A 7774-nucleotide genomic window follows, 5' to 3' on the forward strand; every position below is an offset into this window, starting at 1 on the left:
ACCACAACATCGAGCGGGACTGACCCCGCCCCCGGCCGGGGTCAGTCCCGCTCGATGTTGTGGTTGAGCCGGAAGACGTTCTGCGGGTCGTATTCCCTCTTCACCCGGGCCAGCCGCCCCAGGTTGTGCGCGCCGAACCCGGCGATCACGCGGCCCTCGCCCTCGTCGCCGATGAAGTTGAGGTAGACCGCCCCGCAGGACCACTGCCGCACGTCGGCGCGGATGCCGTGCGCCCACCGCCGGGCCCGCTCGTCGTCCGCCGGGTCCGCCCACAGGCCGAACGGGTGCACGACCCACGGCGCCCGGCGCCAGGGCAGCGGGTAGTCGGCCGGAGGACGCGCCACGGCGCCGCCCACGGGGAACAGCACGTGCTGGGAGGGGGAGGGGACCACCATGTCCCGGGCCCGGGCGCAGAAGCGGTCCACGGCCTCGTCGGGGAAGTCGTCCAGGTACTCCGCCGACCAGTAGTTCCGGTAGCCCGGCGGGTCGTCGAACATGGACTGCAGGTCCGCGTACGGCAGCTCCCTCACCAGCCGGCCCTGCGGGCCGAGCGCGAGCAGCGGCTCCAGCACCTCGCGCGCCGCGTCCCCGGTGCCCGCGTACGTCACCAGGACGGCGCAGGTGAGCGCGCCCACCAGGTGCTCCGGCACGAACTCCTCCGCAGGCCCGGTCAGGAAGAGCAGGCCCCCGCCCATCTCGTCCGGTGCCGACGCCAGCAGGGTGCGGTAGGCGCGCAGCACCTCGGGGCCGGCGTCCGGCGGCCACAGCAACAGGGCCATGGTGACCGCGGGCAGCGGGTGCAGCCGCAGCGTGAGCGAGGTGGCGACGCCGAAGTTGCCGCCGCCCCCGTGCAGCGCCCAGAACAACTCCGGGTTCTCGTCCTCGGCGGCCCGCACCATGGTGCCGTCCGCCGTCATCAGCTCGACTTCCACCAGGTTGTCGCAGGCCAGCCCGAACGCGCGCTCCAGCCACCCCGATCCGCCCCCGAGGGTGAAGCCGCCCACGCCCGTGGTGGACACCCGGCCCCCGGTGGTGACCAGGTCGTACGGCTGCGTCGCGCGGTCCAGGTGGCTCATCGTGGCGCCCCCGCCGACCCGCGCCGTGCGCGCCCCCGGGTCGACGACGACCGCGTGCATGCGCCGCAGGTCGACGACGATGCCACCGTCCGTCAGGGCGTTCCCGGCGACACTGTGCCCGCCGCCGCGGACGGCGACCTCCAGCCCGCGCTCCCGTCCGAAGCGGATCGCCGCGGCGACGTCCTCCACCGTCTCGCACAGGGCGATCACGGACGGCCTGCGGTCGATCATCGCGTTGAAGAGCGTGCGGCTCTCGTCGTACGACGGGTCGCCCGGTGCGACGACCTCGCCCGCGAAGCCGGAGCGCAGGGCGGTCAGGGTCGCGTCGTCCGGGACCCGGGGTGCCATCGGTGCTGCCCCCTCTCTCCACCTCCACGGTAGGACGGGGGCATGGGCCCGGCACGTCGGCGCCGGGCCCGCGCGGTCAGTCCGCCAACCCGGCGGCCAGGGTCGCGCCCAGCTCCCAGCAGGCCTGCAGATCGGCCTTGGACGGCTCCCCGGTGACCGTCACCTCGGCCGCCGCCTGCTCCCAGCCCAGGCCCGTGGTGATCGACCGGATCCCCCGCACCGTCCCCGTCACGTCGTTGCCGCCGTGTACGTAGTAGCCGAACGGGCGGCCGCGCGTGCCGTCCAGGCACGGGTAGTAGACCTGGTCGAAGAAGTGCTTGAGCGCCCCCGACATGTAGCCGAGGTTCGCCGTCGTGCCCAGCAGGTAGCCGTCCGCCGCGAGCACGTCGGAGGCGGTCGCCGCGAGGGCGGCCCGCCGCACGACGTCCACGCCCTCGATCTCGTCGGTGGTCGCGCCGGCGACCACCGCCTCGAACATCGCCTGCAGGTTCGGCGACGGCGTGTGATGCACGATCAGCAGGGTCGGCACTCAGCTCACTCCGACCGGCGCCGACGCCGGCAGGCTGTCCATGAACGAGCTCACCGAGAACACCGCGTTGCCGGGGCCGGCCGGGCCGTACCCGGGCGGGGAGCTCAGCCCGTACTCCTCCAGCGTCGCGCGGTACACGTCCAGCAGGCGGATGTGGTACTCCAGCGGCGCGCCCTCCGGGTTCGCCTTGCCCAGCGGGGTCGTCGGCTCCGGGCACCAGGTGGTGAAGCGCGGCGTGATGCCCCGCGACATGAAGAAGCGCAGGCCCTCCGCCGTGGAGTCGATCGCCTCGCCGACGCTGCCGAAGCCGAACGGCTCGGCCATCTCCACGCCCGCGACGAAGTTGGGGATCACGTTGCGCGGGCCGAAGATCTCCGCCGAGTCCAGGATGCGGCGGTGCCACTCGTCCCGGCCGACGTAACGCTCCTTGCCCGGGCAGTACAGCTCGAACAGACGGCGGTCCCACACCTCGTAGTTGGGGTGGTAGATCTGCACGCCGTAGTCCTTGAAGCGCTGCACGTCCTCCTTGGGCAGCGCCTGCGCGACGACCTTGCCGATCCAGCGGCCGGGGAAGCGCTCCTCGATGGCCTTCGCGTAGTGGCCGTAGAAGTCCGCCTCGTCCCGCCCGGCGACCTTGGAGGTGATCGCCCCGCCGGTGAGGGTGTAGGCGGTGGAGGACTTCGTCTCGTCGTACTTGTCGATGATCTCCAGCGCCTCCAGCACCTCCTCGACCGGCTTCACGCCCGTGTAGGGGCGTCCGGCCGCCTTGTGCTGGCGCCAGTTGTGGTTGATGTCGCAGTACTGGCACTCCTCCTTGGCGCCGAAGTACTGGCACACGCGGAAGACCGTCAGGTAGATCAGGTAGCCCCACTGGATCGTCGGCGCGACCTCCATCACCGACTTGCCGTTCTCCAGGGTGTGCCGGTAGTACGCCGGCATCGGCGGCAGGCCGACGTCCGCGATGCGCACCCCGTCGAGGTAGAGGCCGAGCACACCGCGCCCGCCCGCCCGCACGCGGTACGGCGAGGCCGGGTTCACCCGCACCGACACCACCGTGCGGCGCAGGTCGTACGGCCCGCCGGTGAGCACGATCTCCTCCGGCGGCCGCTTCAGCGCGGCGGCGCCCAGCTCGGGGAGGGTGCGGTGGTCGAAGGAGAAGATGAAGTACGACTTCGGCTTGACGTCGCCGTCCTCGTTACCGCTGAGCGCGGACTCGTCGAACGCGATCCCGCCGCGCAGTAGGTCCTCCTTGATGACCGCCTCACGGGGGACGTGCGGGAAGCGGCTCATCAGGTCCTCGACCAAAGCGGTGCGGCTTTGCATGCCCGGCTCCATCCTCGAGACGCTGCCCCGGGTCCGCCGTCGACGGGCGGGGCGGTCCCGGGGAGACCTAACAGGAAGACACTACGCACCTGCGGCGGCTTCCCGGGCGGCACCCTCCGAATGCGCCCCGTCGTGCGCGTGGCAAAGGCCCCGGCCGCCTCCTCCCGGCCGGGGCCCCGGCAAGACCTCGCTCAGCGGTAGTTCACGAACTGCAGCGCGAAGTCGAGGTCCTTGCCCTTCAGCAGCGCGATGACGGCCTGCAGGTCGTCCCGGCTCTTGGACGTCACGCGCAGCTCCTCGCCCTGGACCTGCGCCTTGATGCCCTTGGGCCCCTCATCGCGGATGATCTTGGCGACCTTCTTGGCGTTCTCCTGCGAGATGCCTTCCTCGATGGTCGCGAAGATCTTGTACTCCTTGCCGGACAGCTGGGGCTCGCCCGCGTCCAGCGACTTCAGCGAGATCCCCCGCTTGACCAGCTTGGTCTCGAAGACGTCCAGGATGGCCTTGACCCGCTCCTCGGAGTTGGCCTGCATCAGGATCTTGTCCCCGGACCACGAGATCGACGCGCCGACGTTCTTGAAGTCGTAGCGCTGCGAGATCTCCTTGGCGGCCTGGTTGAGGGCGTTGTCGACCTCCTGCCGCTCGACCTTCGAGACGATGTCGAAACTGGAGTCGGCCATCTTCTGTTGGCTCCTTGGCTCTGATCCGTCAGGTCCGCGACCCGCCTCCGGGCCGCCCCCGCAAGCCTAGCCACCGGACCCGCCCGAAGCGCTGATCAATAGGGTGGCGAAGCACCCCCGCGCATCGGGTATTGTTTACGACGTCGCCACGGGGACCGCACACAAGCGGCCCGCGGAGACACTTCCCAGGCGGTGTGCCCGAGTGGCCAATGGGAGCGGACTGTAAATCCGTCGGCTTAGCCTACCCAGGTTCGAATCCTGGCGCCGCCACAGTGGAAACACAGCCCCTGAGCTGCGGAAACGCAGCGCGGGGGCTGTTTTGTTTGCGCCGGCGGATGCGGGCCACGATCCCCCTCTGTCCCGTTCGCGCGCACCCTCTACCAGCGTTTGCGGACGGGGAGCAGACGGGAATCCGGGGCCGACGTGCGGCTGTGAGGCATGCTGTCGGAGCCTGGTTCGCCGTCGTGGTCGCATTGTCAGTGGCCAGTGCGAGGCTCCCGGCGTAACTGCGCGAGGAGATCATCGTGGGTACCTGGGCTACCGGCCCCTTTGACATCGAGCCGTAGCGCAGGGCTCAAGAGCCCACTGTGCCACCGGGGTTCATCAGCCACTGCATGTACCAGTCGTGGAAGTCCGGCCCGGGGTTGAGCCCCTGGTCGGACCCCGCCCCCGCTTCCCGCTGGAGGTAGCGGTGACGTGCCGCACCGAATCGGAGATGGCCGCGGTGGGCTTCGGCCGGCGCCTGGAGCGCTCGTGGGCCGTGGCACGAGGTGAGCTCGCCGACGCCGGATTTTCGCAGCGCGGGCTCCCGCACCGGCGGACGACGACTCGGTGGAAGGGGACCGGAAACTCACCTTCCGGTCCCCTTGCCGGCTGTCGCCGCCGACGCGGGCCGGGTCAGTAGCTCAGGGCGGCGATCTCGGACGCGCCCGATTCCGTGCCGTCCGCGTAGAGGACCGTGACGCGGTAGTAGATCGTGGTGGCGGCGGGCTGGGCGCGGTCGGACCAGTACCAGTCGGTCGAGTTGCCCTTGGGCTCCGTGGCGAGCGCGTCGAAGGTCCCGCTCTCGCGGTTCCATCGGCTCACGGTGAAGGCGGTCACCGGGCTGCCGTTGGCGTTCTTTCCGTCGGTGAGGAACCAGCGGAGGGAGCCGGTCTCGGTGCTGTTCAGGTGGATCGGGGCGCCGGTCGCCGGTGGGGCGGTGGGGCGGAGGTCGAGTTCGGTGACCTCGGTGACGGTCGCGCCGGTGTCGGGGGTGAGCTGGTTGCCGTATTGGTCGACGGAGACGACCGCGTAGCCGATCCGTTGGCCGTCGGCCGCCGCCCGGTCGTGGAAGGTCGTCGCCTTGATCTCCCGCGGCCGCAGGGTCCAGGGGTCGATCAGCGGGGCGTACGTCCACCGCCCGTCGGCGAACGTGCCGCGCAGCACGCGGTAGTGGTCGAGGCCCGGTGCGGTGTCGGCGTCCCAGGTGAGGGTGACGCCGTTCTCCTTGGGGTCGGCGGTCAGGCCGGTGACCGGGGCGGGAGCCGTCGTGTTCCCGGAGACGGTGACGACGACCTCCTGGGACGCGGTGCCTCCGTTGCCCGCGTGGTCGACCGCGACCACCCCGTAGTAGTAGGTGGCGCCGGGCGGCGGCGCCGCGTCGGTGAACGTGGTGCCCCGGACCCCCGTGCCGACGACCTCCCGCGGGCCCCCGGTACCGCGCGGCTGGGCGTACCGGATGATCGTGTAGCCCGCGAAGTCGTCGCTGGTCCGCTCGGAGGGGTCCCAGGTCAGCGTGACGCCTGCCTCGTCCTCCCGGCCGCGCGCGTTGAGTGCGGTGTCGACCGGACCCGTCAGGTCGCGGGTGTAGTACATCGCCGATCGGGAGGCCGCCGACTCGTTGCCGTGCGTGTCGACGGCGGTGACCACGTAGTAGTGGATGTCGCCGGTCTGCGGCAGCGGCCCCGTGTATCCGCCGTGCGACAAGGCGCCGCCGGTCACCCGGTTCTCCGGGGTGAGGGCGACCGGCAGGGACGTCGAGCGGTAGACGCGGTAGCCGGCCAGGTCGGGCTCGGAGTTGCTGTCCCAGTACAGGGTGATCGTGCTGGGGTAGCCCATGGCCCAGTTCTCCTCGACGCCCTTCGGGGCGGCGGGGGCGGCCCTGTCGACGGTCGTGATGCCGAGGTCGGCGGTGCCCGACGAGGTGTTCCCGGCCCTGTCGTAGGCGCGGACCTCGTAGTAGTAGACGTTGCCGTCCTTCGGGACGGTCGTGTCGGTGTACGAGGTGGAGGTCGTCGTGGCGATCGGCTTCGAGGGGTAGGAGGCGCCCTTCAACCGGCGGTACACGCGGTACCCGGCGAGGTCCATCTCCTTGTTCTTGGCCCAGCCGACCTTCGTGGACGCGGTGGTCGCGCTGTAGGCGACGGTGGTCCCGGCCGGGACGAGGGGCTTGACCTTGTCGACCGTCGCCGACGTGCGGGGGGCGTAGCCGAAGGTGACGTTGGCCGCGCCCGTCCAGTTGACGAAGTCGACGCGCAGGGTGTGCTTGCCGGAGGGGACGGTGACGTTGGCGGTCCTGCGCACGGTGGACGACACGTTCTTCCACAGGTCGACCTTGCGGACGCCGTCGAGGTAGACGCGGATGCCGTCGCGGGAGGAAGCGGTGAACGTGAACGGCCCACCCGAACCGAAGTCGCGCGTGGTGGACCAGCGGACGCCGAAGTTGTTGACGGGCAGGCCCTTGTAGGGCGCGCCGGTGCCCCAGTTCTGGTCGATCGCCGAGTCGCAGTCCGTGTGCCTGGGGGTCCCGGAGAACGTGGTGTTCGCGTAGAACGTCCGCTTGAAGACCGGCGAGGTGCAGGTCACGGCGGCGGAAGCGGGCGTGGCCGCGGTGAGCAGGCCGCCCGCTGTGGCGAGCACGACGGTGGCGGCCGTGGCGACCGTGGCGCTTCTGGGTCGGTTCATGCGTTCCTTCGCTTCCGGTCCTCGGCGGCATGGCGGCACCGCCGACGATCAGGACCGATGAGGAACGCGCTTGGTTGTACGCCCTGGACCTCGGTGTCCACGGTTTCTGCCGCGGCGTAGGAGCAGGAAGACGGTCTTGGCCAGGACGACGGCCACGAGGGCGCCGACGGCCCAGTGCTTCCAGGGGCCGGACGTCAGCAGCAGCCCGCCCAGGCCCAGGTGGGCGCCGACGACCAGCACGACGACGGCTGCGACGCCGAGCTTCGTGCGCCGTCGTGCCGGGTACCGGGCCGGCTGGTCGGTACGGACGTGGCCTTCGGCCTGCTGCGACCGCTCGACACCCATGACGAGGAACCCCCACCTTCCGTGGTCGGTGTGCTCTTCGTCCATGACGACAGGGCGTCGGGGCGGTATGTGACACCGGCCGTGCGACGGGCCCCTTTTCCAGGGGTCAGCGCCAGTCGGTGTCGCGGCTGAGGCGGTGGTGGTGGGTGTCGTACTGGTCGACGGTGGCGATGGTCCTGCCGTCGGGGATGGCGACGGCCCAGGCGCGGTAGTCCGTGCCGGGGACGGTGACGGTGGTGGCCTTGAGGCGGGTGCCGTCGGTGAGGTTGACGATGCCGTACGCGATGGCGGCCTCGGGGTTGGCGACCATGAGGCGGGAGCCGGTGGTGCCCTTGTCGTGCAGGCCCCACAGGCCGGTGCCGCCGCTGCCGGCGGGGTCGTGGGCGCCGGTGACGGGCTGGCAGTCGGACCAGGGGCCGCCCTGGTGGTCGATGCGGATGCCGCCGATGTACATGCGCTGGCACAGCAGCGCCGTGCCGGGGGCGGTGGTGCCGTCGGGGAGGGTGGGGAGGCGGTAGCCCTCCGGC

Annotated in this window: 7 protein-coding genes and 1 tRNA gene; 1 reads left to right on the forward strand and 7 read right to left on the reverse strand. The window is 71.1% G+C overall.

What is annotated here, in order from left to right:
• Window positions 1–41: 41 nt before the first annotated feature.
• The 4 genes from PV350_RS42060 to PV350_RS42075 all read right to left on the reverse strand — a co-directional run bounded on the left by PV350_RS42060 (window position 42) and on the right by PV350_RS42075 (window position 3956).
• Window positions 42–1424, reverse strand: coding sequence for an FAD-binding oxidoreductase (locus PV350_RS42060; RefSeq protein ID WP_500338669.1), 1383 nt, complete (start codon window positions 1422–1424; stop codon window positions 42–44).
• A 76-nt stretch (window positions 1425–1500) separates the two neighbouring features.
• Window positions 1501–1953 (reverse strand): flavodoxin family protein, encoded by a 453-nt coding sequence (locus tag PV350_RS42065; protein WP_499513371.1) that lies wholly within the window; start codon window positions 1951–1953, stop codon window positions 1501–1503.
• Window positions 1954–3276: a radical SAM protein gene (locus tag PV350_RS42070; RefSeq protein ID WP_499513372.1), complete on the reverse strand. Its 1323-nt coding sequence runs from the start codon at window positions 3274–3276 to the stop codon at window positions 1954–1956.
• Between the two features lie 191 nt (window positions 3277–3467).
• Window positions 3468–3956 carry a YajQ family cyclic di-GMP-binding protein gene (locus PV350_RS42075; protein WP_018558836.1) on the reverse strand — a complete coding sequence of 163 codons (489 nt, stop codon included), beginning with the start codon at window positions 3954–3956 and terminating at the stop codon, window positions 3468–3470.
• Between the two features lie 188 nt (window positions 3957–4144).
• Here PV350_RS42075 and PV350_RS42080 point away from each other — a divergent pair.
• Window positions 4145–4226: transfer RNA gene (locus PV350_RS42080), tRNA-Tyr, on the forward strand.
• A gap of 627 nt (window positions 4227–4853) precedes the next feature.
• On the opposite strand, the gene PV350_RS42085 is transcribed toward PV350_RS42080, so the two are convergent.
• The 3 genes from PV350_RS42085 to PV350_RS42095 all read right to left on the reverse strand — a co-directional run.
• On the reverse strand, window positions 4854–6902 hold the full coding sequence (locus tag PV350_RS42085; RefSeq protein WP_500338671.1) for a PA14 domain-containing protein: 2049 nt from the start codon (window positions 6900–6902) through the stop codon (window positions 4854–4856).
• 48 nt (window positions 6903–6950) lie between these two features.
• Entirely contained in the window at window positions 6951–7292 is a 342-nt protein-coding gene (locus PV350_RS42090; RefSeq protein WP_499513391.1) for a hypothetical protein, read from the reverse strand.
• Between the two features lie 61 nt (window positions 7293–7353).
• The coding region (locus PV350_RS42095) for a hypothetical protein (protein WP_500338673.1) at window positions 7354–7774 on the reverse strand (421 nt) is incomplete at its 5' end.

Origin of the sequence: Streptomyces sp. PA03-6a (assembly GCF_033792765.1) — a bacterium.
Classification (GTDB): domain Bacteria; phylum Actinomycetota; class Actinomycetes; order Streptomycetales; family Streptomycetaceae; genus Actinacidiphila.

Bases quoted from the DNA above. Each gene is read 5' to 3' on its own strand.
- PV350_RS42060 (WP_500338669.1), bottom strand. From the start codon at position 1,424: ATGGCACCCCGGGTCCCGGACGACGCGACCCTGACCGCCCTGCGCTCC.
- PV350_RS42070 (WP_499513372.1), bottom strand. From the start codon at position 3,276: ATGCAAAGCCGCACCGCTTTGGTCGAGGACCTGATGAGCCGCTTCCCG.
- PV350_RS42075 (WP_018558836.1), bottom strand. From the start codon at position 3,956: ATGGCCGACTCCAGTTTCGACATCGTCTCGAAGGTCGAGCGGCAGGAG.
- PV350_RS42085 (WP_500338671.1), bottom strand. From the start codon at position 6,902: ATGAACCGACCCAGAAGCGCCACGGTCGCCACGGCCGCCACCGTCGTG.
- PV350_RS42090 (WP_499513391.1), bottom strand. From the start codon at position 7,292: ATGGACGAAGAGCACACCGACCACGGAAGGTGGGGGTTCCTCGTCATG.